We start from the raw sequence: 26,012 nt of genomic DNA on the forward strand, positions 1-26,012 counted from the left end.
GTGTGTATGTAAATTCGACGAAAAGAATAGAAAACCTTCCCAAACGTTTAAATAAAATAAACTTTAAACATAAAACATAAAATACGACAAATTACCAAAAAAGCCTGTAGAATCTACAGGCTTATTGAACATCATTCTTTTGAATGTTTTTCTTTGTGATTAAGATAGTCTTCTTCTTCATTTTTTGGCTTTTTCTTTCTAGCTTGGCGCACGATTAATATGACAATAATGACAACTAATAATAAACTGACATTCAAAAAGCCTCCAAAAAACTTAAAGAGTTCATCCATGTTGCTTCACCTCTTCTCAGCATTTTCCCCTTATTTACGGTTTTTAAACCGGTTCTCTACTAAGAAGGTGAGTGAGAGGCAGCGTTACACTGACTTTCGTACCTTTACCTAACTTACTCGTATAATCTACTCTTCCTCCCATTGATTCGATGATTCGCGTAGATACCATCGTCCCTAAACCGGTTCCTTGCTCTTTCGTAGAAAAGAAAAGAGAACCCACACGTGCAAGCTGTTCTTTGGTCATTCCTTTACCAGTATCCCTCACAATAATCTTTACGCTGTCATCCTCTTCCATTAATTTTATAGTCACACGCCCTTCTGTTGGCGTTGCCTCTACTGCATTTTTCAAAATATTTATAAGTGCTTGTTTTAACTGATTGCGGTCTGTAGTAATGACAGCATCTGATTCAATATTGTGTGTGAGCGAAATTCCTTCCTTTAGCGCATAAGGGTTTAATAGAATACTTAATTCCATTACTAATAAAGGAAGAGGGAATGTCTCAATCTTTTTAAATTCAGGTTTTGCAAAATTCAAGTAATCACTGATAATATTTTCCGCTCTTCCTAATTCACTTAGGATGAGTGGATAATAATGCTTATGCCGTTCGTCTTCCCCTTCCATCAACTGAAGAAATCCTTTTACAACGGTTAACGGATTACGAACTTCGTGAGCGATGGATGCTGCAAGCTCTCCAAGGGTATGCTGCTTCTCGGAACGCCTGATCTCATCCTTCATCAAGTTTCTTTCGATGACAGATTCATTTAAGACGGCTGCGAAAACAACAGCTAAGATTTGAATGGTGCCAAACACACCTATGTATAGGACTAATTTTTGATCAAATACTAAAAAATCTTCATTAAAATACAAATAGATTAACAGGATGATTAACTGAACAAGTGCAGGCCATGATCCTGTAATAATTGAAAGATAAACCCTCTTCTTTGGGGTGGATCGCCAGAAGCATTTATAGATAAGAAAAGGTACTGCACATGAAATAACGGCTACGATATGCGCTAAGTAAAGGGTTTCACCACCCATTGCCGTCCTCGTGAGCATAAGAGCAACAATCGTAATTATTCCAGATATAGGACCTCCATAAAAAATAGAGAGAACGACTGGAACATACCTCAGATCCCAGTACAACGAGGAATCATAATAAGCAAAATACATACAGAGTGATGCGGCCGATCCATATAACAAGCCTAAAAAATACGGCGATCTCCCTATTTTGCGATGTTCAAATAAAAAGCTATAGCTCAATACAGGTGCAAGAACAATTAATACATGTAAAAGCAGCTTCTCAACAATCATTCTATACTCCTTCGTCCGAGTGTCTTATGTTCTAAGAATACGACAAAAAAAGAGCAATCCCTTCCAGAATCGCCCTTTTATTATGACTAAAGCCTTATTTGATCCTCTGATTAAGCATCTTGCTTTAATTGACTATGATAAAGAGAATGATAGAATTTTTTATTTTTAAGTAATTCATCGTGTGTCCCTTTTTCGAGGATACCTCCATCATGAAGGACTAAGATTTGGTCAGCCTGTTGAATCGTGTTTAATCGATGGGCAATTACAAAACTCGTTCTTCCCTGCATAAGACGTTGTAGAGCTTCTTGAATCTTCATCTCAGTAATCGTATCTATGGAACTTGTTGCCTCATCTAGTATTAAGAGAGACGGGTCTGCTAAGATGGCTCTAGCAATAGATAGAAGCTGTTTTTGTCCCTGACTGATGCCGCTGCCTTCTTGATTCAATATCGTGTTATATCCTTTTGGCAACTTCTGAACGAAAGAATGAGCATTCGCGAGTTTAGCAGCATTTATAACTTCTTCGTCCGTCGCCTCTAAACGTCCATACCGAATATTTTCAAAGATGGTTCCTTCAAACAAAAAAGAATCTTGAAGTACAAACCCCATATGACTTCGGAGTGAGCTTCTTTTCACTTTCTTTATATCATGTCCATCAATCAATATCTGACCGCTATCACTCTCATAAAATCTAGAAAGCAGATTTACGATAGTTGTTTTTCCTGCACCGGTCGGTCCTACTAACGCTACTGTCTCTCCTTCTCTCACCGAAAAATTCAATCCACTCACTGTTTTTTCATCCTTCTCATAAGAGAAAGAAACATCTTGAAACTCTACTTTACCTTTTACTGCAGTCAGTTCTACAGCGCCTGTTTCATCCATCTCTTCTTGTGATTCATCAAGGATTTCAAAAACTCTCTCTGCCCCAGCAACGGCAGACAATAACGTATTGAATTGGTTGGCTAAATCGTTAAGCGGTCTCGTAAACTGTCTAGAATACTCAACAAATATTACGATAACACCGATCGAAACTTTCCCGTTCAATGCAAGTACGCCACCGATCCCCGCTATTAACGCAAAGCTTCCATTGTTAAGAACGTTCATCAATTTCGGAATAAAGCCTGAGAAGGTCTGCGCCCAATAGCCAGACTCTTTTAATCGTTCATTCTTCGCCATGAATTCTTCCATTACTCTTTTTTCCTGTGAAAAGGACTTAACGATCCGCTGTCCAGAAGTGATCTCTTCAATATAACCATTAATCTCTCCCAGATTTCTCTGTTGTTCTTTAAAGCGAGCGCCTGTTCTTTTCGTTATCCACTTTAACCCAAAGAACATGAGTGGCACGATTGATAATGAGATCAGCGTCAATATCGGACTTAAATAAATCATGACACCTACTGTTCCAACAAGGGTAAGTATGCTTGAGAATACTTGAATAAACGAACTGTTCAATGTGGAACTGACGTTTTCTATATCATTCGTTACACGACTCATCAGTTCACCATGTTGCCGTTTATCAAAAAAGGAAATCGATAATCGGTGAAACTGGTTAAACAGATCATTCCTCATTCTTAATACGGTATCTTGCGCGATCCCGATCATCCAATAGTTTTGCAGCCAAGTTGAAAGGGATTGACCTACAAAAACAAAGATAAGACCGAATAGTAGTTTGTTCAGTCCTTCCATATTTTCTTTTACGATATACGAATCTATTGCCATACCGATTAAAAAAGGACCGAGCAAGCTTAATGCTGAGCTTATGATGACCATGAGTAACACTAGACTCAGCAGAAACTTTTGATCAGAAAAATAACTCCCGATACGTTTGATCGTACTTGCCCAATTTTTAGGTTTTACTTTTTTGCCAAATAAATGATTATGTGGATGAGGTCTGTTTGAACCCTTTGACATGCTGAAAGTCCTCCTCCCCAAACTGTGATTGAACGATTTTTACATATAAAGGTGATGTGTTCAGTAGTTCTTCATGTGTACCCCATGCTTCAACCGTTCCATCGTCTAAAAGCAAAATATGATCAGCTTCCATAGCCGTACTGATTTTTTGCGTAATAATGAACGTTGTACAAGAATACGTTCTTAATGCTTTTAACAACTTTCCTTCTGTTTTCAAGTCCAAAGCACTCGTACTATCATCGAGCATGAGGATTTTTGGTTTACGAACGAGCGCTCTTGCAATAGACAAGCGCTGCTTCTGTCCGCCAGAGAGGTTAACACCACGCTGCCCCACTCGTGTATCATACTGATTCGGTAACTTTTCAACAGTCTCATGAATTTGCGCATCAACGGCAGCAGAGATGATCTCATCAGAAGTAGCGTCTTCTTTACCCCATCCAATATTCTCTGTAATGGATCCCGTAAAAAGAACGGCTTCTTGAGGAACAACTCCAATACCTTTTCGAAGCTTTTCAATCGGATAGTTCATTACATTTTTCCCATCAACAAGTACTTCTCCTTCTGTTACATCATATAGCCTTGGTACGAGTTGAAAGAGTGAAGTTTTACCTGAACCTGTTGAACCAAGAATCGCTAACGTCTCTCCTGGTTGTACAGAAAAAGAAAGATCTCTAAGAACCGGCACATCACTTTCTGGATAGTGAAAAGAAACATTCTTAAATTCGACTGCTCCTTTGCTTATCGTCAAAGAGCTATCTGTATCTTGAGATTCAACGAGATCTATCTCTGTTTCAAGGACTTCTCCTATTCGCTGTGCAGATGCTTTTGCACGGGAAAAAGCCATAATAATAAACGATATGATTGTCAGTACAGAAGAAATACGGAATGAGTAGTTTACGATCGCAACCACTTCCCCAACCTCCACCGAACCCATGCTCACCTGTCTGCTGCCGAACCAGAGAATGAATAGAATTCCAATATTCATGACAAACAATAAGACAGGAATTGATACTTCAATCAGGCGAAGAGATGAGACTGTTTTCTCCTTCAACTCGCCACTCGCCTGTTCAAAACGATTCTTCTCGAAATCTCTTCGTAAGAATGCTTTAATCAGTCGCATTCCCATCAGATTTTCACGCATAACACGATTCACACCATCCAACCGATCTTGCACCTCACGAAACATACTGCCTGCCGTCTGGAGAACCCATTTCAAGAAGAATAACAAGAACGGTAACAGAACAACTAGTACCAAAGCCAGTTTCCAGTTCACGATTAAAGACATGATCACACCACCGGCTAGTAATAGTGGTGCTCGAAGCATAATCCTCAAGCTCATAAATACGGTATTTTGAAGTTGCGTTACATCATTGGTCATTCGTGTTATTAATGAAGAAGCAGGAAACTTATTAAAATTCACAAAAGAAAAAGACTGCACCTTCTCAAATACACGCCGTCTAATATCAAAACCATAGTTCTGACTAACATGTGCGGAGAAGAATGAATTTGCAATACCTGCTGCAAATGCGATCAGAGCCAGTCCAAACATGACAGCTCCCCAATATTTGATTACACCTAAGTCGCTCTTCAAGATACCGTCATCAATAATCTTAGCCATAATCAATGGCTGCAGAAGTTCCACTCCAAGTTCAGTTAATGTTAAAAATAAAGCAACCCCGATCGCGACACGGTATGCTTTTAAATACGAAAATACTTTCCACATGATTTATCCCCCGAACGTTACCGATGTTTAACAAACTTAACCATCTAGCATTATTTTATCCTTTTTCTTAAAAATATTTAACTATTTCGACTTCTTGTCCTGTTTTTAGTAAAAGGAAAAACCCGCTTATTGGCTCAGCGGGTTGTTTCTGTCTTATCTTCTCTTCCGTTAACTTCAATTTCTGCTTCCTTCGGCCAAGTTTTCACATGGTCAGTTTCTAAGATCCCCATCGTAACATCACCAATATCCGTATCTTCTAAAAGCTTATCTCGCACCCGATATTTAATGTCATCAGCATCTGCCAAGGTAAACCCCTCTTTTAATTCAATATAGCTTTCAACATGATACCTTCGTCCTTCTTGAAGAATTCTTAATTCTTTTATATCTACGACATCTTGATCTGAAAGAATCGTATTCGCAATTCGGTCTTCAACTACTTTTGGCGCGGCAACACCGATCAATCCTCGTGTGTTTTCAATTCCTAACTTAAAGGCTACAACGACCAGAAGGATTCCAATCAATAATGTTCCGATCCCATCTAATATATATGCTCCGGTTAGGTCTGCTAATACGATAGAGATAAGAGCTAATGAAGCACCAGAAGTCGCGATTAAATCTTCATAAAAAACTAAACGTGTTGGTGGTGCAGCTAAACCAACATTTTTAAAAGATTCCTTTACGATCCCTAATCCTTTTGCTTCACTTCTCGTCTCGTGAACGATCTCCTTCATCGCTTTAATGAGGATGAAACCATCAACTAAGATCGCTAGGATCATGATTGATATATTTAATAATAGATTTGTTGAAGACTGTGGATCCTGTATAAGCTTCCACCCTTTTAATATCGTCTCGTAAGCCATGATAGAAACTACGATTACAGCTACTAAAACGAACAAATTCACAACGCGACCAAATCCTGCTGGAAATCGTTTAGTCGGTTTTTTTTCAGAAAGAGCACTTCCGAAAAATACAAACGCCTGATTTAGGGCATCTGCAGCCGAATGAAGAGTTGTCGCAAACATGGCACCACTTCCGCTGACTGCGGCAGCAATTCCTTTAGCGATAGCGAGTACTGTGTTTCCTAATGCGGCAATGCCGGACGATTTATTTCCCTTTTTAAGTAGTTCAATCAAAGGTCTGCCTCCACTCTTGTTTTATATTTTTTAACATTCGTAATAGCTGGTTAATTCATTTATCCTTATTGCCTACGTTAATTCGAGCGTAAACTGCGTGCCCACTATAATAGTTAATTGGGTAAGGAAGCTCACACTAAGCCTCAATAAGAAAACTTCTAAACTTCTGCACTTAACATCAACTATTTTCTGAGAGCGATATTATTTTGAAACATGCTTTTAATAGGTAATTTCAATAAGAATGTTGCTTTTGGATTTTTTCTTTTTTTCTTACTTTGAAAGTTGATTGAAGCGCAAGGTGGCGAGACTCCTATGGGACGAGCGGGCAGGTGGAGACTCCTAATGGCGCAGAGCGGCAGGAGGCTCACCGTTCGCCCCATGGAAAGCGAGCTACCTGGAGCGGAAAACAACTACTTTCATATAGCCTCAATGGATACGAAAACATCTTTTTAATAAGAATTCCTGTAATGCCTCTTATTTAAACCACATAAAAAAACAGGCTGTTAAAAACAGCCTGTTCAAAATCAATCATTAAGATACTTTTTCTTCTGTATTTCCTCTGTCCTCTTGGTATCCGCCTTCCCAATACTCAGCATTCTTGATGCCAAGTTTTCTGGAATCAAAGACAGGATCAAGCCCCGCTTTCTTTTGTTCCTCGTAATCTTTTAAAACACGGAGTGCAGGCTTTGCTAGTATGAGGATAGCGATTAAGTTGAGCCACACCATGATTCCTAGACCTAAATCTCCTAAAGCCCAAGCGATATCGGCCGTTTTTACCGCGCCATAATACGTCGTTCCCAACAAAACAATCTTAAGCAAGAACATTGGTATTTTGTTATTACGCCCTCTCATGAGGTATGCGATATTTGTTTCTGCGATATAGTAGTACGCCATAATCGTTGTAAATGCAAAGAAAAATAGGGATACAGCAACAAACCCAGACCCGAATCCTGGTAGTACAGATTCAATAGCCTCTTGTGTGAAAGCAGTACCTGCTTCTACGTTAGGAATGTTCTCAACGATAAACGTCTTGTCTGCTTCATTTTGAACATTATACATGCCTGTAAAAAGAATCATAAACGCGGTTGCCGTACATACAAGCCATGTATCAATATATACTGAGAAAGCTTGTACAAGTCCTTGTTTAGCAGGATGCGATACTTCCGCAGCAGCTGCCGGGTGAGCCCCAGTACCTTGACCCGCTTCATTCGAATAGATCCCACGCTTAACGCCCCACATGATAGCAGATCCAACAATACCTCCAAATGCAGAATCAAAAGAGAAGGCACTTCTAAAGATCAATGAAAGCACTTCAGGAATCTGAGGGATATGAAAAGCAACAATGATTAATGAAACAAGTACATACCCAATTGCCATAAACGGAACAACGTACTGTGCAACATTGGCAATCCTTTTAACACCACCAAAAATAATTGCGGCTAATATCACAACTAAGAAAATACCCGTTACAGACGGATTGATGTTAAAAGCATTATCAAGTCCTTCTGCAATTGAGTTAGATTGCACGCCTGGCATAAGTAATGACATAGCTGCTAGAGCAGCTACAGCAAAAGTGATTCCATACCATTTCCACCCGATACCTTTTTCGATGTAATAGGCGGGACCACCACGGTATTCCCCGTCCTGTTTCACTTTATAAACTTGAGCAAGTGCTGATTCAACAAAAGCACTTGAAGCACCGATAAACGCAATCATCCACATCCAGAAAACCGCACCAGGGCCACCAAATCCGATAGCAGTTGCTGTTCCTGCGATGTTACCTGTTCCTACACGCCCAGATAAAGCGATCGCCAAAGCTTGGAAAGAAGAAACCCCTGCTTTAGAACTTTTTCCTTCTAACATGAGCTTGATCATTTCTTTAAAATGACGAACTTGCAAAAATCTCGTTAAAATTGAAAATAATAGCCCTACACCTAAACAAAAGTAAATCATCGGCTGACTCCAAAGAATCGCCACTGCATCTCCTACAAACGTTTCAAAGCTGTTCAAAACTTTACCCCCTTGTATTTGACTGAAAATTTTCTCTATTTGTAATTATAAGATAAATGATATATGATTACAAATTGTGACTAGAAACGCCAAGATTTTTTACGGTTTTTCCTTATTATGAAGTTAGTCAAGGTAAGAAAACAAGATAAAATTCTTTCCAGTATGGACATTTGTATCTTTTGTCGTGTACAGTTCCTAGTTAAATCTCAAAAACCCTTAAAAAATTAGTAGAATATTAGTATGAAAAGCTGTGCATTAAAAAAACCACCTGATTACCAGATGGTTTAAAAAACTGCCTATCTTGTTTAGTGCGTTTTGTTTACAATCGTCTTGAGCTTTGATTTTCGAATAATCTGGTTGATAACTTCAGAGAAAACAAGACCAATCGCTATAGATCCTGAGATCATAAAGGCTTTAGCCGCTAAATTAATAGCAAGATTATAATCATTCTCAACGAAGCTTCTCATTGCATTGTAGGCAATACCACCAGGTACTAACGGAATAATGCCAGCTACACTATAGATAATGACGGGTGTCTTATACTTTTTGGCAAAGTATTGCGAAGCGATAGCAATTGTAAACGATGCGATAACCGTTGCTAACACCATGTCTACACCATTTGTTTCTAATAAGAAGTAGAACATCCAACCGATCATTCCTACTAGACCGCAGTGGAAAAGAGAGCGTTTCGGACCGTTAAAAATGATAACAAACGCTGCTGACGCTATAAAGCTTGTAATGATCTGTTCAACAATTGTCATCGTGAACGCTCCTTCTTAAAAAAATGAAAAAATCACAGCAATTCCTGCACCTATTGCAAATGCTGTTAAAAAGGCATCTGCGCCTTTAGCTAGTCCGGAAATAAGATGTCCTGCCATCAGATCACGAACAGCATTCGTAATGAGCAACCCGGGTACTAAAGGCATGACGGAGCCAATAATAATCTTGTCCAGCTCACCGCCTATGCCTGTGGAAACAAAGAAGAGAGCTTGTAATCCAATTAACAGAGATGCAGAGAACTCTGAGAAAAATTTTATCGGGACAAGTTGGTGAAAATATAACAGCGACAAGAACCCTAGTCCACCTGTAATAAATGCCGGAAAAAAGTCCCTCCATTCTCCTTGAAACATAATCAAGAAACAGCCTGAAGAGACGGCTGCTGCTAAAACATGAATCCATAAAGAATAAGGGGAACCTGATTCACCAATTTTTTTTAACTCTTTATATGCTTCTTCAATCGTAAATTCACCAGCACTGATTCTACGCGATATACCATTTACTTGAGCAACCTTTTCTAGATCTGTGGTTCGTTCGACAATTCGAATCAACTTTGTCTTCGTTGGCTCGTTGCCTTCTACAGAAAAAAGAATGCCAGTTGGTGTTACATAAGGATGCGACTGATAAGCACCAAAAGAAGAAGCGATACGCATCATCGTATCCTCTACACGGTACGTTTCTGCTCCGCTTTGTAACATAATCTTGCCTGCTAATAAACAGACTGCCATGATATCGTAGGTTTCTTGTTTCGCCATTTCCATTAAGCATACTCTCCAATATATTACTTACCATCATTCTACCCAAAAGTAGAGCGTTAATATTTTTTCAGTTTAACTGATTGTGACTGAGTTCGGCAATGGAGTTGAACAAGTTTACAGATGTTACTACAATAAGTTCATAAGTTAGTCACCATATACATCAAATAAATAACGAAAGTGATCCTTATCATCCTTTTTCTTTTTGGAACGCCCGCTTTTTTCCTGAAGTGAAATGGTAAACGAAGATAGGTATAGGATAGAGACGCACATGAAAATTAGACTAACGATGCCGGTTAAAATCACCACAAGGCATACCTCCTTTTGTGTATATGCAAAGGGTATGGTATGAAACGCGTTTCAGAGCAAGAAAAACTTTTGAAGAAAAGGTGAAGGCATGACCAATATTAGAGATATCGCGAAGTTGGCCGGTGTTTCTGTTACAACAGTCTCCCGTGTAATCAACAACCATCCATATGTTAGCGAGGAAAAAGTATCAGCAGTTAAGGCTGCTATGAAAAAATTTAACTATCACCGTAACATTAACGCCGTTCACTTAAGCAAAGGTAAAACGCATCTGATTGGTATAGTTGTTCCTTTCTCTAATCATCCTTACTTCGGTCTATTAATCGATGGAATCGCACATGCCGCATTAGAACATAACTATAAGCTTGTCCTTATACAAACGAACTATAAAGAAACAAAAGAAATGGAAGCTTTGAAGATGCTTGAAGATAAGCAGATTGATGCGCTGATCATCTGTTCGAGGATCTGTGCATGGGGCGTTATTGAGAGTTACAGACATTATGGACCTATCGTCCTTTGTGAAGATTCAAGAAACGATAAGATTTCCTCTACGTTTATTGATCACTATAAAACATTTACCAGGGCTCTTGATTATTTATATGAAAAAGGACATCAACAAATTGGCTATACGATTGGAAGGCAGACAGGTGTAAACAGCAGCCAGCGAGATGCTGCGTATAAAGATTTCTTAACAAGATTCGCCTTACCCTACGAACCAAGTTACATCTTCACTAATCGTTATGATGTGGAAGATGGTGTTAGCGTGGCAGAATATCTATTGAACATGAAAAATTGTCCTACCGCTCTACTTGTCACGAATGATCAAGTAGCCGCCGGCATCCTAATGGGTTGCAGAGAAAATGGCCTAGCCGTTCCAAACGACCTCGCGATCATGAGCTTTGATAATCAACCCATCTCAAAAGTCATGCATCTTACAACACTTGAAATACCTTTTGTTGAAGTTGGCAAAAAACTTTTTCAGCAAGCATTGAACGGCCAGGACGTTTCACATGAAGAGGTTCACGTACGATTGATTGAGAGAAAGACGGTTTAAAAGCATGGGGGAATTATCCTCCATGCTTTTATTTTTCTATTACCATTGAGTAACGCTTAAAAACCTTTTAAAAGTTAGTATTATAAGCTATTTACTTTACTATTCTTTTTTACTTTCATTGTATTGACATACTCCTTTATAACAAAAAAAGCAATTAAAAAACTAAAATAAAACAAAAGATTAGAGGCTAAAAGATTTTTATAAGGTCTATATCCGGGCATATTTTTATCTAATGTACCACTTAACATAAAAGGGAGAATAATAATGATTATCCCCATGATTGCGCCAAATAGTAACCAAATTCCTTCTGATCGTTTCACGTAGAGATAGATAAGTAGAATTGGACAGAACATGGATATCATCATTATGAATACACTCGTTCCAGACATAATAAAACGGTAAATAACTGCTGAGTGCAGAAGACTTGGAAAAGTTAATAAAATAATGATTAATGCGGAGAATGGAATGGGACTCATGTAAAGCATTTTCCTGCTCTTCATTACTAACATGAGAATAAAAAACAGCGATAAGGCTATTCCAGTTATTTGAAGAAAGAGAAACATGGAAGTGAGTGCCGGTTTCCAAATAAGAGATTGTTTTATTGCATATTCTATTGATTCACTTTTATATAATAAAAAAAAGATCCAACCGATTAATAGTACTATTAGGGGTAGGTATCCTGTCACTCTATAAATAATTGGATCTTCATCTATAACTAGTTTTCTTTTCTTAGACAATTCTTAACATCCTTTCATAATCAAATTCCCACTCTAACCTATACGATTAACAAAGAGAAAAACCTGCAGAAGTTGGATAACTTCTGCAGGTTTTTCTACTAGATTCTATAATGATCTGCTTTCCAGTTCTTAATCGCTTGTTTAATTTCCTTTGGTTTCATGTTCTCAGTTGCTGCTTTCTCTGCCAAAAGTGGAAGTTCCTCATCTGGTGCGAATCGAAGGGCTACGATCTGCCCTGCTGTAAGTCTTCCATCCAGCAACTTTCCTGTTAAAACATAATAGCGTAAGTTCTCTTCTGCACGGATCGCTCGATCTTGAGCTTTCAATGGGTACATGCGAAGTAAAGCAAACGTCACTAACAGACTAAGAGACATCACGATTAATATCACGCCTAGTAACTTATCTTCTGCTTTAACCAGATAAACAATGCTTGCAATTAGCCCTCCAAGAACAAGTAAAGAAAGTACATAATGGTAGATGGGGTGCATCCTTGCATGGTTTTTATAATTTTGTGTATTCATTTGTTCTCCTCTTTCCTCCCTTAATCTATTCCCACTTAAATGTGAAACTCGCTACAATGAACGCTCCGATCAACCAACCACCGAGAATCATTGCCTCCATGCCGAGATCTAAAAACGAGGCACCTACGTTCATCGTCTCACGAAGAGCATGGCTTAAGTGAGCGATCGGTAAAATTTGTACGAACGGCTGTAAAAACTCAGGCATATCTCGTATCGGAAAGAACACGCCTCCTAAGAAAAGCATCGGAAACGATAGAAAACCAGCAATCGGTCCAGCACTCTCAGGAGTCTTGGCAATACCTGCGATAATGAAGCCGATTGCCATAAAGGCTAACGTCCCAAGCGTGACAAACGCAATCACGGTTAACCATGACCCTCTCACTTCAATGCCGAACGCAGCCCAAGCGACAGCTAATACAATCATCGCTTGCAAACCGTTCAGCATAAAACGAGCTGTAATTTGTGCTGCAATGAATGTAGATGCTTTAAGTGTTGTTCCTTGCATACGACGTAAGATTCCACGTTCACGCCATGATGATATCTGGCCTGCCACTCCGTTCATGTTATTGCTCATGATCATCATCGCCACGATTCCGGGGACGAGGAAGTCGATGTAACGAAGGTTAAGCGCTTCTACCCCTTTTGATTCTGTAATAACAACAGGCTCATAGCTCACTGATTTTTTACTGATCGTGTCAACTGCATTATCGACAAGCTGAAGTCCGACTTGGGACATTGCCATGTTCGTTTCATTATAATAAACAGGCAGTTTAAAAGGATCTGCTCTGTTTCCAGCAGCAAGATTTTCACCATAGCCTTTTGGGATCGTAATAACGAGCGTTAGGTCACCTTGTTTCAACTGATCTAACACATCTTTTTCGTTTGAACTTTTTTCAAGGGATACCGCTTCGTTTTTTTCCATTTCTTTCACTAAGTTCTTTGACTGTTCACTCTTATCCTGATCAACAACAGCTGCCGTAATGGATACGCCATTACCGTTTCCTAAGAATGAACCTAACATGACCATCAGAACGATAGGAAATGCAAGGGTCCAGAACAGTACTTGCCGGTTTCTAAGGAAGATCCGAAGCTGAGCGAGTGTTAATAGATAGTATGATCTCATCCTTCTCTTAACCTTCTTCCTGTCATGTGGATAAACACATCTTCAAGTGTTGCCGTTCTCGTTTGTAGATCGACAAGCTTCAGCTGTTTTTCAGAAGCGATAGCGATTAAACTCGTTAAGGTCCTCTGTAGATCATCTGTATAGAGAACGTGTACATCTTTCTGACTGCCCACTTGTTTCACTCCATCGATCTCTGCTAACGCAAGATCTACTTCATCATTAAACTTAAATTCAACCGCACTATCCGACTGAAGATTTCTCACAAGTTCACTAGGTGTATCTAGAGCAATTAGCTTCCCTTGGTCCATGATTGCGATACGATCGCATAACACGTGTGCTTCATCCATGTAATGAGTCGTCAGTACAACCGTTTTGCCCCGTTCCTTCAAACGTAAAATAATGTCCCATAACGTACGGCGTGCTTGTGGATCGAGTCCAGTCGTGGGTTCGTCCAAGAAAATAATCTGCGGATCATGCACGAGTGCAAGTGCAATCGCAAGTCTCTGCTTTTGACCACCAGACAAACCTTTAATTCTACTATTCTTTTTCTCTGTTAAAAGCATGTCATCAATTAATTCAGGAATTGAAATATGTTCTCGGTAAAAACTGCCATAAAGATGAAGGATCTCGTCTACGGTCAAGAGCTCAAAAAGAGTAGTAGATTGAAGCTGTACACCGATTACTTCTTTTACTTTATCAAGCTCTTTTGTAATATCAAATCCACCGACGATCGCCGTTCCTTCATCTGGCTTACGAAGACCAACCAACATCTCAAGTGTTGTCGTCTTCCCTGCTCCGTTAGGGCCGAGCAGACCAAACACCTCGCCATTATGTACAGAGAACTCACTTCCATCCACGGCAGTGAAATCTCCATAACGTTTCACAAGTTTCTGCACCTTTATTATTTCTTGCTGCGTTTCCATTGTTCACTCTCCAAGCATACATTTTACTGCTTCTTTTGTTTGCTGCAGCAAAACATACCTTCAAATTTTGTCCATAGCTCTTTAAGCGTAGAGATCCATTCACATGCCTCATCCATTGAATTCGGTTCTATCGCGTAATAGCGAAAGCGACCCTCTTTTCGGTGCGTTACAAGACCTGCATTCTCTAAAACTTTTAGATGCTTTGAGATCGCAGGAAGCGACATATCAAAAGGCTCTGCTAACTCTTGTACACTCCTTTCTCCTTTTGAAAGCTGCTCGATGATCGTACGCCGAGTCGGGTCAGATAGAACTGAAAATACATTATTTAAGTGTTCTGCATTATATTTAACCATTTGGTTAAGTATAATGCGCAACATATCAGACTGTCAATTTACACCTTTCCTTTCTAACTAAACGTATACTGAATTTTCACAGAGGCTGTAATCTTATTCTCGCCTGGCTGTATAGGTGTTTCGGCACTTTGTGCATACATAACAGCCTGAAAAGGAACAGGTCTAGGAGGCAGCTGTTGAGATGTTTCTTGAATGGTAATGGGCACTGGTTGCAGCATAACTTGTATTGCCCTTGCCATAGAAATAGCTTTTTGCTGAGCATTCTGAATAGCTAGTGACAATGCTTGATTATAAAAAGCATCTGGGTTTGAAACGGTGAATTGAATGGAAGATACAGAGTTAGCTCCGTTCGCTACTGCTTGATCGATTGCCTGCCCTGTTTGCCGAACATCTTTTAGCATTACCTGTAACTGGTGCTCTACACGATATGCTCTAAATTGCTGCTGTCCATTCTCATAGTTATATTGAGGTTCAATTCGAAAACTAGATGTTTGAATATCGCTTTGAGGAATACCTAATGACACAAGGGTTTGTATAACAGAAGCCGTTTTATCAGCATTCTCTTTTTGAGCCACACTTAAATTTGGGTTTTCTGTAATGACTCCTATTGTAAGAAGAGCCCGATCCGGAACAGCAGAAACAGAACCTTCACCTGTCACAATTAAGCGATTCATTGTTGTGAGGTCATCTTGCTGCCTCATGCCTGCATTTTGAAAACCTGGATGGTTGTAATACATAAACAGACTCCTTCCGCCTAGTTATTCTTTATAACCTATGAGAGTGTGTATGATAAAAGAAGAACATATGAAGAGGGGATTTGTGGAGTTTCCCTAGGTCAAGAAGACTTATGCTCGGTCGTGTGGTTTTATGATCGTTCACGGGACGGTTATGCTCGTTCACGTGGTTTTATGATCGTTCGTGAAAATTTATGCTCGTTCCCGAAAATTTATGCTCGCTTATAGAATTTTATGATCGTTCGCGACAATTACGCTCGTTCGCAGCTAAAACTACTATCCTTCTCCACAGAAAAAAACTGACATCCTAGATAAACATATTTGTTCATCTAGAGTGCCAGCCCTTCCTTTCAAATCATATTTTAGAAATAAAATTCATGAAGTTCTGAGAAGCAAATCCTCGGACTTCTTCTTCGGAATAATGTTTCAATAGCTCATTCATTAAGTTTTGAGTCATCGAGGCATCTTCTAAATTCGTAATAAGCTGCGAGATGCCGTCAAAATCAGATCCGAGCCCGATTTGTTTCACTCCGCCAAGTCCACAAAAATGGTCGATGTGCTTAATTAAGTCACCAATACTCGCTGAACCCTCATTCGTCGTAAATGGCGGGTTATACACTACATGCACGACTCCGCCTTTACTAAACATCGCGTTTGCCATTTCATCCGTTAAGTTACGTGGATGGTCACACAGTACGCGTGAATTAGAATGACTCGCAAGCGGATAATCGGCAATCTCCATCACATCCCAAAAAGCACGATCACATAAATGAGACACATCGGTTAAAATTTTATTTTTATTATTGAACGCCACAACCTCTTTACCAAACACCGTCAATCCTGCGCCCCGCGGTTCCTGTGCACCGTCTGCTGCAAGATTCGCATGATTCCAAGTTAAGCCAATCAAGAGAACACCGAGTTGATGCAGGATGCTTAACTTCGTAAGATCATCACCAATTGCATCCACTCCTTCAAGCGTAAGCACTGCTCCAATTTCTCCATCCTGCAATGTTTGAAAGTCGTGCCAGTTCTTCAAATGCTTCATTTCTGGATTTTTACCAATAACCTCTTTATAGAAATAGTCCACTTGCTGAAGAGCAGATTGGAATTTTTGATCACTAGGAATAAAGGGCTCTATAAAAATCGCAAAGAACTGCACGTTCACTTTTCCTTTTTGCAGTCGTTTCTTATTAGTAGCCAGCTGTGGCGCATCTGCATAACGCAGCCTGCCACCCATTTCCCAAAGTTTTAATAATGCATCGCAGTGCAAATCTATGACATTCATGCTGATCCCACCATTTCTTTTTGTTAATAATGCCTTTACCTATAAAAGAATACGTTTAGTTGAAATTTATTTTTGTTATAATGTAAAGTATATCTTAGTTTACATATAAGGAAAGGCTTGATACGGGATGGAGAATAGTTCTTCAAATTTTATTAAAACAATCATCCAAAACGATCTGGAATCCGGAAAACACAAGAAAATCGTTACACGATTTCCACCAGAACCAAACGGATATCTTCATATTGGACATGCAAAATCAATTGTAATCAATTTCGGACTGGCAGACGAGTTTGGCGGAGAAACCAATCTGCGCTTCGATGATACCAACCCATTGAAGGAAGATCAAGAATACGTTGATGCGATTAAGCAAGACGTCGAGTGGTTAGGGTTTGAATGGGAAAACCTTCGCTATGCTTCCGATTACTTTGAAGAAATGTACGATCGTGCTGTTCTTTTAATTAAAAAAGGAAAAGCGTATGTGGATGACCTAACAGCTGATGAGATTCGCGAGTACCGCGGAACGTTGACAGAGCCCGGTAAAGAAAGCCCTTATCGCAACCGTTCTGTTGAAGAGAACTTAGATCTATTCGATCGCATGCGTAAAGGCGAGTTCGAGAACGGTCAAAAAGTACTTCGGGCAAAAATCGACATGAGTTCACCTAACATTAACTTACGTGACCCTGTCATCTATCGTGTCTCTCACGCTACTCATCATAATACGGGTGATACGTGGTGCATCTATCCGATGTATGCATTCGCTCATCCGATTGAGGATGCGATTGAAGGCGTTACACATTCGCTTTGTACAACAGAATTTGAAGACCAACGCCCTCTTTACAACTGGGTTGTGGAAGAGTGTGAGATGGAAAGTCAACCTCAGCAGATCGAATTCGGCCGCCTAGGATTGACGAATACGGTAATGAGTAAACGTAAGCTGAAGCAATTAGTAGACGAAGGCTATGTGGACGGATGGGACGATCCGCGCATGCCGACAATCTCAGGACTACGCCGTAAAGGCTACACGCCTGAGTCAATCGTTGAGTTTGTAAAAGCAGCTGGTGTTTCTAAAGGTTCTGGTGTAACGGACACAGCGATGCTTGAGCACTTTATCCGTGAAGACCTTAAGGTAAAAGCACCTCGTACGATGGGTATTGTGGATCCATTAAAAGTGGTAATCACAAACTACCCTGAAGGACAGGTTGAGATGTTAGATGCAGAGATCAATCCAGAGAATCCTGAAATGGGTTCACGTCAGATTCCGTTCTCGCGTGAAATCTATATCGAGCGTGAAGACTTTATGGAGGATCCTCCGAAAAAGTACTTCCGTCTCTTCCCTGGCAACGAAGTACGCTTAAAGCACGCTTACTTCATTAAATGCGAGGACTTCATAAAAGATGAAAACGGCAATGTCGTTGAACTACATTGTACGTACGATGTGGAAACGAAATCCGGCTCAGGTTTTACTGGTCGTAAAGTAAAAGGTACACTTCACTGGGTAGAAGCTACACAAGCCGTGCCTGCAGAGTTCCGTATCTATGAGCCACTTATCTCAGATGCAGATATGGAAAAAGAAGAAGATAGTGAAGGTAAGACTTTCTTGGACTACGTGAACAAAGATTCACTTATCGTAAAACAAGGATTTATTGAAGCAAACATGAAGGACGCAAAACCTCAAGATAAGTTCCAGTTCTTCCGTCACGGCTACTTTAACGTAGATCCGAAGCATACATCAGAAGAAAAGATTGTGTTTAACGAAATTGTTTCATTGAAGAGTTCGTTTAAGCTTTAAATCATAATGAAAGAAGGGTTCCAGCTGTGGAGACCCTTCTTTTTCTTGTTGCGATATGTTTTTAGACCCTAAAAATGAAATTATAAGCCCTTCAACTCCATTTATGAGCCTTCATAAATTTTTATCGTCCGTTACAAAATGTTTATAGTCCTTTAAGTTATTTTATAGGCTTTTCGACAAATAACCTTACGAATTACTTAATTGCAAGCTCATTAATCTCTTAATTTTTTGGAGGTCTTTCCCCATACTGCAACTCCCGAATACTCAATCCAAAATCCATCTCAAGGTGCGGATAGTCTTTAAAACCACTCCAATCTCCACCCCACTCAAAGCCCAAATTTTTGGCGATCGCAACGACTTCCATCCAATCCGACTGTCCATTCCCATTGTCATCTCGTTCAAGATCCCAGACCACAGAACCATCATCTAACTTAAGAGCAAAATCTATCGCTAAGCCGTAGTTATGATAAGATTCGCCACCTTCCACATGAGTCACGATGGTTCCTTCTTTTGAACGGCCTTGCTCATACAGCCGATCTTGCTCTGCTGCGGATCGAAAATCATCGGTTATTACAATATTAATTCCTTTTTCAGACGCTTTTTGTATTAGAAGATCACGATTCTCTGCCACGATCGGATGCAACTCTGTAGGTAGAGGTGTATTCCTCTTTTTCCATTCAAGTGTTACCAGATAAAAGATAGATGCAAGGACCGCGAGAAATAGTATACTTTTAAATATTTTCAATGAAACAAACTCCTTTGCCTAACAGCACTCTACCTACAGTTTATATCAACGAATGGATTGCGGAAAAGAAAACACTCTTTTAGGATCGTATTTTTGATTGATTCGTTGAAGCCTCTCAACATTTCTGCCAAAGTACTCTTTTTCATAGTCTTTCAGTTCGCTGTATGGAAAATTAACAAATGACCCTTTCGTGATGGTCTTCAAATATCTAAACCTTTTTTCCACCCATCTTCTATTTTCTTCTGCGACGGCTGGATCCTCCCATACGGATTGTATGCCTAATATATAGCGTGCTTTTCGATAGTAAAAAGCAGACTCTGACTTGCTGACATTTCGAATCTGGCCTCCCATTGCATACACGGTAAGTGCTGCAAACACTGAACCTTCCGCACGTTTTTTTACGAGATTCACGATTGCTTCCACTTCTTCTCGGTCGTATTCTTTGTATACGAAACGTCCGGTCGATTTAAACTTTTCATAAGGCGGATAAGTAGACTGTACTTCCTTAACAGCTTCTAAAAACGGTAAAGATCTGGCGGAAATCTGAAATCCATTTATTTTTTTATAAACGTTTAGTAGCTCCAATGCTTCTTCCTTTTTTCCATAAAAAAATCCCCTGCCAAAGATAGCAAGTCCTTCACTCACAGCGTTATACATGCTGGCATTCAAACACATTCGATCATCTAAATTCATAAGCCACTTCTGCCATATTCGTAAAAACTTGCCTAGCTCTTTTGTTGTGGCATCAGGCTTATATAGTTCAAACAGTGTCACTTGTTCTACTTTGGGCGGCAGTTTGAACGTCATAGAAACGACCACTCCAAAGTTTCCTCCTCCTGCACCTTTGCACGCCCAGAACAGATCACTATTTTCTCTTTCATTTACTTTTAGAACTTTACCTTTGTAGTTGATCAACTCCAGTTCGACCAAGCTGTCACAACCCAAGCCGAATAACCGGCTAGAGAAACCCCATCCTGCACCAAGCACAAAGCCACTTACGCCTACAGTAGGGCAAGTTCCTCCTGGAAATGGATATCCTCTAGAACCTATCGCTTGATAGAGATCTTTGTTTTGAATACCTGCTTGAACTTTAACCGTTCCATTTTCCTCATTAACAGTTACATCATTTAACCGACTGATGTCTATAACCAATACACCATTACCCGCCGAATAGCCTTCGTAATGATGACCACCTGATCGGATTCGAATATCTTTACCATATTTTTGTGCCCACAAAATAGCATGGCTTACATCTTCATATTCAGAACAATAGACAATAACACTAGGAAACTTTTGAATGGCTCTATTCCATTCTTGCCGTGCAGCGTCATATTGCGGATCGTCAGGTAAAATCAATTCCCCCGTTAAACCTTCGAAAATGTCCATTCTCAACACCCTTTTTAGAAAATGATGTACATTTAAAGTTTATGAGAAGGTGGCATGGACAAATTCTGATATACAAAAATAAAAGACCAGGGTAACCTGGTCTTTATACATACATTTTTTATTGTTGTGAACCGATTGCTTGAGAGAGGCTCGACTTTATGGAAACTTTCTCAAAGGATAATCCTAATTGAATAGCGGTCATTGCAATTTCTGGTCGAATGCCAGACAAGGTTGACTTTACTCCGATGAGACCCAGCGTTTCAATAAGAGAGAAAATCTGCTGAGCGACCATCGTATCAATAATTAAAACACCAGAGAGATCTATAAAAAGGTGTGTGATCTCTTTTTCGGTACACTGCTCGAGCGTATTTTCAACGATATACTTGGCTCTTTGTGTGTCAATCACACCGATTAATGGCAGAAGTCCCATATGATTATTCAGGGCGATGACAGGTGAACTTAGCTCGTTGATCATCTCTTGCTGCGCGATTAGTTTTTCCTCACTATATTTTTGGTTTTCTTCAACAAACCACGTCATAATTTTATTAAACGTATCAATAATAATTTCATTCCATGCATCGATGATCGTTTGAGGATATTCACCTTGATGAAGATTAACGAATTCTTGTATGAGATTTAAATATTGCTTTTGTACGTTAAAGAATTCTTTCATGATGACCGTTAAAGGTGTGTTCAAGTGCTCATCGTCTTGAGCAATCATTAACACCCATTTTTCGAAGTCTTTTAGAAATTTACTTTCTTCCGTAACAAAAACCTCACAAAAATGTTCGTGAAATTCGTGATTTTGTTTTTTTAGCGTTTCGATCGTCTTGGGATTTGTGGAAGCGTATACCCCCGTGGCCTTTGATTTATCAATGGATTGGTACCAATCTTCCGTCAACTGCCATGTTTTCTCCATTAAAAAAGAATGCAGCGCCTTATCTCTATGCATCTCTTTTCCACTCTCCCCATCTACCCTAATTTATCATTACTTTAATCTTCGTCTTTAGCATCCCAGTCTTCAGGGATAGGTTCACTCAAGTACTCCTCAACCATCTTCTTATATTTTTCTAACTGTTCAAAATGAGTATTGAACTGTTCCTTGTTAATAAGATGCTGGTCACCGTCAAAAATGGTACGGATTTTATTTTGCTGAACTAAGCTTTCAACTACCGCTTCAGGCATCGATAAATATTCAGCCGTTTCTTTTATAGTAAGATACATACTCATACATCCTGTCTAACTTTTGTTTAATCTTAGCTTACAGCAAGAACGGTATGGATTCAATATACCCTAAATAATAGCTTCTAAAATCTAATTGAGGGATTTTTTATTTTGCATTAAATGTTTTCTCATTAAAATGACAAAAAGGAGTAGGATTACATCTATAAATCCATATACCAAACCGTAACTACCAAGATGATAGAGGAAACTGCCTAACAGGGGTCCAATCGACATCCCCATGTACCTAAAAAAGTTATACGTACCGATTGCTGTAGCGCGATTGGATTGAAACTCTTGTGTAAGAAGAGCTGTTTGAACGGGTAATGACATCCCTAAGAAAAGACCGAAGAATGAGATTGAAATAATCAATAAGATGAGCGACACGTTCGAGACTAGGATAAACAAAAATAAAGAAACGACGTTCAAAAAGGCGGAGTATACGATCACTCTACGTTCATTATATCTTCTCATTTTGCCGCCAATAAAGCTTCCCACTACGATTCCTAGTGATAGCGGTAGGAAAACCAAACCCTTTTGTTCTACAGACAATGAGTACCTTTCAGTCATAATAGCGGGTAGAAATACTAAGAAGTTATACAGTGCGTAGTATTGAATAAATCCTAAACCGATTACGGAGTACCCTATACGGTTTTGCAGAATCGTAAGAAAATCTTTAAATCTGAAGTTCTGTTTTTTTGTTGTACTAGGTTTTGTTTCGTGCAGAAAGATGAAATTTCCTGCAAAGATGATACATCCAACACAGATTAATGCAATAAAAATCATATGAAAATCAAATGAAGCACTTAAAAAACCACCAACTACAGGACCTAAAACTGGTCCTAGTGATACCATCATCTGAAACGTTCCCATAGGTTGAATCCGCTCTTTTCCTTCAAACAGATCACCTATAACCGTTACCGCTACAACTGAACCGGCAGCAATTCCTATGGCTTGCAGAGAGCGAAACACTAACAGAAATTCGATAGATGAAGAAAAATAACATCCGATCGTAGCCACTAAATAGATCAGGATGCCTGATAGCATCACTTTACGCCGTCCGATTGAATCCGTAAGTGGTCCATAAACCATCTGCATCAAAGCCAGGAAAATCGTATAGATCGAGATCGAAAAGTTAACCAAGAAAGGTGTTGTATGAAGTTCTTTCGTCACCTCAGGAATAAGAGGTACGTAAATTGTTTGAGAAAAGGGACCGAGAAACGCAGCAAGTGCAACAAGGTAGACTAACAATCTGCGGTGCTTCACAAATAAAAACTCCTATCATCTATAAATAAAAAAGTCTGCTGAAAAATTCAGTCAGACTCCCCTTACATTAACTTTTTAAATTATACACCTTGTTAATAAGATTTAATAAGATTTAGCTTTTAAGTGTAGAATTATCTTGATTGAGCTTTTCAAAATCTTTCTAAGTTTTTCATGGTAAATAGCTAGTTTAATATTTCTTGTTATATAAACTTGAAGAATCAAAAAAAAGAACTAACTTAAAGTCAGCTCTCCTTCTTCTTGTCCGGATAATCACACAATTCAATAATCTGCCCTTGTGAATGCGCGGGGTTCATATAAATTAATCTTCTTCCAAAAGGATTTGTTCGATACGTATCTTTTAAAAAGGTATACCCTCTTGCTTCAAAGTCATCAATCGTTTGAAGAAGATCATCCACTTCATAAGCCAGGTGATGCACACCCTTTCCCTTCTGTCGGATGAACCGCTCGATGGGAGATGTTTTACTTGTAGGTTCAAGAAGTTCAATCACCTGGTTTTCAAGCTCAATTACGGCAATGTGGGTCTCTACTCCAGGCTTCTCACTCGTATATCGTTCAGTCAGCTTTCCGCCTAGTACATTCGTATAAAATTCGATTGCTTCGTCTATTCGTCTTACTGCAATTCCGGTATGGTCTAGTCTCATCACGTTCACCTCATTTAACTAGCATTATAGAGGGTTGTAGGAATATAAGCAAAAAGGTAGTCCTCTAAAAAGAACCACCTTCACAGATTATTTAATTCTAATTTTTTCGTTACCTTTGATCCACTCCGGATAAAAACTTAAGTCAATGGTTATAGGATTCTGAGAGCGATCTATTGGAGGAAGGTCAATTCCTAATCGGGATGTACCTTTTTCTTCTTCAGTGCCCATGGACTGTGAGTTCACTTCAATTTCTTTACCTTTTGCATCAGTTATTGTACTAAAAATCGCCGAACGGAAAGGTTTTTTCGTATGCAGATCAAAGACGAGCTGCCCGTCTTCTTTCCTTAGATTTCTTAACTTGTTTCCATAGGGCTGTTTTAAAATCTTCATTTTTTCTGTATCCACCACAATGACTGCATTCGCTTTATCGATAGCTTGAGCACTATTTAAGACCAGGTACAATTCTTTCGGTTCTTTAAAATAGTTACTTTGCAAATAAACTTCTCGCTCAGTGTCTTTATCACCTGACCCTGTTATACCATTTGCTATATTACCCCACACTTCATTGTTTTCATCGACTAAGCGTAAGTCATCAAGTTGCAGGATGTATTTTTCATTTTCGTCATTCATCTTTAACTTAACGACAGCTCGTAATGGATAGATGGTTACCTTCTCGATATTGATCTTTTGACCTTCTAAATCCATCGTTTGTTGGACTGCATATTCTTTTTTCTTCTTAAACTCTTTAAGGGTTAATGGAATGGAAAATTCTTTGTCCTTTAACTGTAGTTCAACGATATATTCTTTTGCTTCAATAGGAGCTTCAAAGAAATATTCAATTTCTCCACTAAACTTATTCTCGCCTTTACCTGATGTATGGGAATCACCGAATGAATTATATGCCTCATCCAATACAGTGCCGTCTTTCGCTCTGATCTTTACATCATCAAACATCACTTCTTTTAGTTTTTCTTTAGATTCAATCGAATAAAAAAGCACCATGCCCATCTCGTCAGCAATTGTTCCATCGATAGTAACTTTCAACCCATCTTTTTCATCTGAAATGCCCTGCTTTTGATAATATTTTTTCTCAACAGCTGCCATTCTTCCTTTATCATCGCGAATCATACTCACTATTTTTTCCATACCAGGTATTTCAGAAATATAATTGGCTAAAGCCGGTGAATTCTTGATAGAAGAAAATAATCCAATGAGTAAAAGAGCTGCCGCTATAAAACCAAAAGCACTTCTTTTCTTCATTCTAGATTTCCTCTCTTCTGTTTTTGCCTTCTGAAATCCACTTAATATCGCCTGATCAATAGAATCTATTGAAATTGGTATATTTTCATATTCTTTCTTCAAACCGTTCAGTTGCTCTTTCTCTCTTTCAAACATGTAGATTACCTCCTTTCTCATCTAGCTTTTCTCTTAATGCTCGTAATGCCTTATTCAGCCACGTTTTAACTGTACCTTCTGGACACTGCATGATGGTCGCTATATCTTTAATCTTTACATCATTAAAATATTTTAAGGTAAGGATTTCGCGTGACCTGTCGTCTAAATCTAACATTGCGTCCTTAAGTTCCAGTTGTGTGTGGTTCTCTGAAACACCCAACGAATTCAATATTTCATCATTCATGACGAATCGTTTTTTTAGTTTCAACTGATCATTACAATAGTTGATCATAATTCGAATCAACCAGGTTTTAAAATAGAACTCGTTTTTTAGCTTCTTAATATTTTTGTAAGCACGGTACGTTACTTCTTGCATAGCCTCGAGAGCTTCTTCTTCATTGCGCAAAAAAGATAGAGCTGTCTTATATAAATCGACTTTATACGTTTGAATCAATTGTAAAAACGCCTCATCGTTTCCTTTTATCGCTTTTTTCACTAACTGTTCTGTTTCCAATTTCTAACCTCCTGACCCTACCTATATATTAGACCTTGGAAAGTGAAAAAAGTTTTATTAAAAATAAAAAAATCAGCCTCCTTTTCAA

25 protein-coding genes are annotated in these 26,012 nt (G+C 39.1%); 2 read left to right on the plus strand and 23 right to left on the minus strand.

Annotation, left to right across the window (positions count from 1 at the left end):
- Nucleotides 1–131: 131 nt before the first annotated feature.
- The 8 genes from ACFS5O_RS03215 to ACFS5O_RS03250 form a co-directional block, all read right to left on the minus strand.
- Entirely contained in the window at nucleotides 132–290 is a 159-nt protein-coding gene (locus ACFS5O_RS03215; protein WP_153238203.1) for a hypothetical protein, read from the minus strand.
- Between the two features lie 43 nt (nucleotides 291–333).
- Nucleotides 334–1,602, minus strand: coding sequence for an ATP-binding protein (locus tag ACFS5O_RS03220; RefSeq protein WP_205724416.1), 1,269 nt, complete (start codon nucleotides 1,600–1,602; stop codon nucleotides 334–336).
- A 110-nt stretch (nucleotides 1,603–1,712) separates the two neighbouring features.
- Nucleotides 1,713–3,512, minus strand: coding sequence for an ABC transporter ATP-binding protein (locus tag ACFS5O_RS03225; protein WP_205724415.1), 1,800 nt, complete (start codon nucleotides 3,510–3,512; stop codon nucleotides 1,713–1,715).
- On the minus strand, nucleotides 3,478–5,235 hold the full coding sequence (locus tag ACFS5O_RS03230) for an ABC transporter ATP-binding protein (RefSeq protein ID WP_205724414.1): 1,758 nt from the start codon (nucleotides 5,233–5,235) through the stop codon (nucleotides 3,478–3,480). The genes ACFS5O_RS03225 and ACFS5O_RS03230 overlap by 35 nt, the downstream gene beginning before the upstream one ends.
- A gap of 134 nt (nucleotides 5,236–5,369) precedes the next feature.
- The gene (locus ACFS5O_RS03235; RefSeq protein WP_205724413.1) at nucleotides 5,370–6,368 is read right to left on the minus strand and encodes a cation diffusion facilitator family transporter; all 999 of its coding nucleotides are present in this window, start codon (nucleotides 6,366–6,368) and stop codon (nucleotides 5,370–5,372) included.
- 531 nt (nucleotides 6,369–6,899) lie between these two features.
- Entirely contained in the window at nucleotides 6,900–8,321 is a 1,422-nt protein-coding gene (locus ACFS5O_RS03240) for an alanine/glycine:cation symporter family protein (RefSeq protein WP_205724498.1), read from the minus strand.
- Nucleotides 8,322–8,683: 362 nt separating this feature from the next.
- Nucleotides 8,684–9,139 carry a threonine/serine exporter family protein gene (locus ACFS5O_RS03245; RefSeq protein WP_066390979.1) on the minus strand — a complete coding sequence of 152 codons (456 nt, stop codon included), beginning with the start codon at nucleotides 9,137–9,139 and terminating at the stop codon, nucleotides 8,684–8,686.
- A gap of 15 nt (nucleotides 9,140–9,154) precedes the next feature.
- The gene (locus ACFS5O_RS03250) at nucleotides 9,155–9,916 is read right to left on the minus strand and encodes a threonine/serine exporter family protein (RefSeq protein WP_379838649.1); all 762 of its coding nucleotides are present in this window, start codon (nucleotides 9,914–9,916) and stop codon (nucleotides 9,155–9,157) included.
- A gap of 391 nt (nucleotides 9,917–10,307) precedes the next feature.
- Between ACFS5O_RS03250 and ACFS5O_RS03255 the strand changes: the two genes are divergently transcribed.
- A complete protein-coding gene (locus tag ACFS5O_RS03255) occupies nucleotides 10,308–11,270 on the plus strand; it encodes a LacI family DNA-binding transcriptional regulator (RefSeq protein ID WP_205724411.1) in 963 nt (320 codons plus the stop codon).
- An 80-nt stretch (nucleotides 11,271–11,350) separates the two neighbouring features.
- On the opposite strand, the gene ACFS5O_RS03260 is transcribed toward ACFS5O_RS03255, so the two are convergent.
- The 7 genes from ACFS5O_RS03260 to ACFS5O_RS03290 all read right to left on the minus strand — a co-directional run bounded on the left by ACFS5O_RS03260 (nucleotide 11,351) and on the right by ACFS5O_RS03290 (nucleotide 16,946).
- Nucleotides 11,351–12,007 carry a hypothetical protein gene (locus tag ACFS5O_RS03260; RefSeq protein ID WP_205724410.1) on the minus strand — a complete coding sequence of 219 codons (657 nt, stop codon included), beginning with the start codon at nucleotides 12,005–12,007 and terminating at the stop codon, nucleotides 11,351–11,353.
- Between the two features lie 98 nt (nucleotides 12,008–12,105).
- Complete coding sequence (locus ACFS5O_RS03265) at nucleotides 12,106–12,528, minus strand: DUF6526 family protein (RefSeq protein ID WP_205724409.1); 423 nt, start codon at nucleotides 12,526–12,528, stop codon at nucleotides 12,106–12,108.
- A 25-nt stretch (nucleotides 12,529–12,553) separates the two neighbouring features.
- Nucleotides 12,554–13,651, minus strand: coding sequence for an ABC transporter permease (locus ACFS5O_RS03270; RefSeq protein WP_205724408.1), 1,098 nt, complete (start codon nucleotides 13,649–13,651; stop codon nucleotides 12,554–12,556).
- Nucleotides 13,648–14,574: an ABC transporter ATP-binding protein gene (locus ACFS5O_RS03275; protein WP_205724407.1), complete on the minus strand. Its 927-nt coding sequence runs from the start codon at nucleotides 14,572–14,574 to the stop codon at nucleotides 13,648–13,650. The genes ACFS5O_RS03270 and ACFS5O_RS03275 overlap by 4 nt, the downstream gene beginning before the upstream one ends.
- 23 nt (nucleotides 14,575–14,597) lie before the next feature.
- Nucleotides 14,598–14,951: an ArsR/SmtB family transcription factor gene (locus ACFS5O_RS03280; protein WP_318300061.1), complete on the minus strand. Its 354-nt coding sequence runs from the start codon at nucleotides 14,949–14,951 to the stop codon at nucleotides 14,598–14,600.
- A gap of 29 nt (nucleotides 14,952–14,980) precedes the next feature.
- Nucleotides 14,981–15,664, minus strand: a complete 684-nt coding sequence (locus ACFS5O_RS03285; protein WP_205724406.1) for an SIMPL domain-containing protein — start codon at nucleotides 15,662–15,664, stop codon at nucleotides 14,981–14,983.
- 352 nt (nucleotides 15,665–16,016) lie between these two features.
- Nucleotides 16,017–16,946, minus strand: a complete 930-nt coding sequence (locus tag ACFS5O_RS03290) for a dipeptidase (protein ID WP_205724405.1) — start codon at nucleotides 16,944–16,946, stop codon at nucleotides 16,017–16,019.
- Nucleotides 16,947–17,073: 127 nt separating this feature from the next.
- Between ACFS5O_RS03290 and ACFS5O_RS03295 the strand changes: the two genes are divergently transcribed.
- Complete coding sequence (locus tag ACFS5O_RS03295; RefSeq protein ID WP_205724404.1) at nucleotides 17,074–18,735, plus strand: glutamine--tRNA ligase/YqeY domain fusion protein; 1,662 nt, start codon at nucleotides 17,074–17,076, stop codon at nucleotides 18,733–18,735.
- A gap of 220 nt (nucleotides 18,736–18,955) precedes the next feature.
- Here ACFS5O_RS03295 and ACFS5O_RS03300 read toward each other — a convergent pair whose 3' ends face one another.
- The 8 genes from ACFS5O_RS03300 to ACFS5O_RS03335 all read right to left on the minus strand — a co-directional run bounded on the left by ACFS5O_RS03300 (nucleotide 18,956) and on the right by ACFS5O_RS03335 (nucleotide 25,924).
- Complete coding sequence (locus tag ACFS5O_RS03300) at nucleotides 18,956–19,480, minus strand: M15 family metallopeptidase (RefSeq protein WP_205724403.1); 525 nt, start codon at nucleotides 19,478–19,480, stop codon at nucleotides 18,956–18,958.
- A 45-nt stretch (nucleotides 19,481–19,525) separates the two neighbouring features.
- Entirely contained in the window at nucleotides 19,526–20,866 is a 1,341-nt protein-coding gene (locus ACFS5O_RS03305) for an FAD-binding oxidoreductase (protein ID WP_205724402.1), read from the minus strand.
- Between the two features lie 118 nt (nucleotides 20,867–20,984).
- A complete protein-coding gene (locus tag ACFS5O_RS03310) occupies nucleotides 20,985–21,818 on the minus strand; it encodes an STAS domain-containing protein (RefSeq protein WP_205724401.1) in 834 nt (277 codons plus the stop codon).
- Between the two features lie 41 nt (nucleotides 21,819–21,859).
- Entirely contained in the window at nucleotides 21,860–22,090 is a 231-nt protein-coding gene (locus tag ACFS5O_RS03315) for an excisionase family DNA-binding protein (protein ID WP_066390944.1), read from the minus strand.
- Between the two features lie 90 nt (nucleotides 22,091–22,180).
- Nucleotides 22,181–23,353: an MFS transporter gene (locus tag ACFS5O_RS03320; protein ID WP_205724400.1), complete on the minus strand. Its 1,173-nt coding sequence runs from the start codon at nucleotides 23,351–23,353 to the stop codon at nucleotides 22,181–22,183.
- A 242-nt stretch (nucleotides 23,354–23,595) separates the two neighbouring features.
- Complete coding sequence (locus ACFS5O_RS03325; protein ID WP_153238175.1) at nucleotides 23,596–24,015, minus strand: VOC family protein; 420 nt, start codon at nucleotides 24,013–24,015, stop codon at nucleotides 23,596–23,598.
- A gap of 87 nt (nucleotides 24,016–24,102) precedes the next feature.
- Complete coding sequence (locus ACFS5O_RS03330; protein ID WP_205724399.1) at nucleotides 24,103–25,410, minus strand: DUF4179 domain-containing protein; 1,308 nt, start codon at nucleotides 25,408–25,410, stop codon at nucleotides 24,103–24,105.
- On the minus strand, nucleotides 25,403–25,924 hold the full coding sequence (locus tag ACFS5O_RS03335; RefSeq protein ID WP_205724398.1) for a sigma-70 family RNA polymerase sigma factor: 522 nt from the start codon (nucleotides 25,922–25,924) through the stop codon (nucleotides 25,403–25,405). Before ACFS5O_RS03335 ends, ACFS5O_RS03330 begins: the two co-directional genes overlap by 8 nt.
- Between the last annotated feature and the right edge of the window lie 88 nt (nucleotides 25,925–26,012).

Origin of the sequence: Fictibacillus nanhaiensis, from assembly GCF_042686385.1 — a bacterium.
GTDB lineage: Bacteria > Bacillota > Bacilli > Bacillales > Fictibacillaceae > Fictibacillus > Fictibacillus nanhaiensis.